This window comes from Microcystis sp. M53598_WE2, from assembly GCF_030067735.1.
Taxonomy (GTDB): domain Bacteria; phylum Cyanobacteriota; class Cyanobacteriia; order Cyanobacteriales; family Microcystaceae; genus Microcystis; species Microcystis aeruginosa.
In genome coordinates this window covers 1-1,231 of the sequence record NZ_JASJFE010001063.1, presented here as the reverse complement: position 1 = coordinate 1,231, position 1,231 = coordinate 1, and the positions used below count along the sequence as shown (strand labels likewise).

At 39.9% G+C, this 1,231-nt stretch carries 1 protein-coding gene and 1 pseudogene; both read right to left on the bottom strand.

Annotation, left to right across the window (positions count from 1 at the left end; all coding sequences use genetic code 11):
* Nucleotides 1–282 (bottom strand): AAA family ATPase (locus PX636_RS21710; protein ID WP_288118837.1); only part of this gene is annotated, 282 nt, incomplete at its 3' end.
* A 73-nt stretch (nt 283–355) separates the two neighbouring features.
* Nucleotides 356–1,231, bottom strand: a pseudogene (locus PX636_RS21705) (BREX system P-loop protein BrxC); the annotation flags it as partial.

Sequence of the window (1,231 nt, the reverse complement as noted above, 5' to 3'; positions counted from 1 at the left end):
TGCCCTTTCTTCTGCTCCCGTGTGATGAAGTTTTCCTAATTTATTATTTAAAGGAAGAAAAAGACGAATTAACCGCTCGGTTAAAAAATCCCTTAAATCAGACTCCTCCATCTCCGATGGCTGTTTAAACAGTTTATACCCAGAACTAAGGGCATAAGCAACTTTTAACAAATGAGTTTTTCCCGTCCCATTTTCTCCAATAATGACGTTAATCTTCGGAGAAAAATCAATTTTTAAACGTCGAAAAGCTGTAAAATTTCTCAGTTCTAATGATGTAATCATCTTTTCATCTCAATCAAGAAATCGGTAATCTCTATATCGTGGTAAATAGTTCCCACACCCCACACCCCACTTCTCAAATTTGAATCCGTTTACCTTCCTTAATTTCTGCTATTAAAGCCTCACGCATTGCCGAGAGATACTCCTCCACATCCGCCTCATCTGCCAGCCATGCCTTGCCAAAATTAATCTTAATTGTCTGACTGGGTATATATTGAGTTTCTGACTCCTTAACCCGACGGGTTGCCTGGGAAGAAACCCCATCAACCCCCGTTAACTTAGTCATTTTTGAGAGTAACCGAGGATAGGTATCCGTTTCAAACTTCTGACGGGTACTGCGAATCATAGCAATCAAATCTTCTTGAGCAATAGAATCACAACAATCCTGAAAAGATTTCAGAATTTCCTGCTGTTGCACCGGAGAAAGTTGGGAAAACTCGGCCATTTTACCCATTCGCTCTTGTAACAACCCGATTTCTTCCTGTGCTTGTTCCACTTCCCTGGTAACTTCGCTAGAAATTTCTGCCTCTACCGACTCTATTAACCCCTTTACCTGCTGCATCCGGCTTCCTTTAAAGCATTGGGTATCCGTGAGAACTGTTCTCAATTGAGATAGATTATCGCTGTTGATATAACTAAAATTGGGCTTTTGAGTCTCTAATAACAGTTTAGCCCGATCATAAATCCGTTTTTGTTCCCCCTGCATAAAACTCAGAATCGGCTCTATTACATTCTCTTTAAGATCTAATAACTCATCCTCTCGTTCGGTTAAATCGGTAAGATACCAATCATAAGGCTGATTACATACATCATTCAGGGTTTGTCGAGCCGGTTCTAAAGCCGATAAAAAAGGATATTTATCCATTTCTGAGAGTGTTTCTCGAATCAATTGGCTGAGTTCCTTAAATGCTGCTTGCGTTTTCTGATAAATAGCTTTAGGTTCATTATCTCC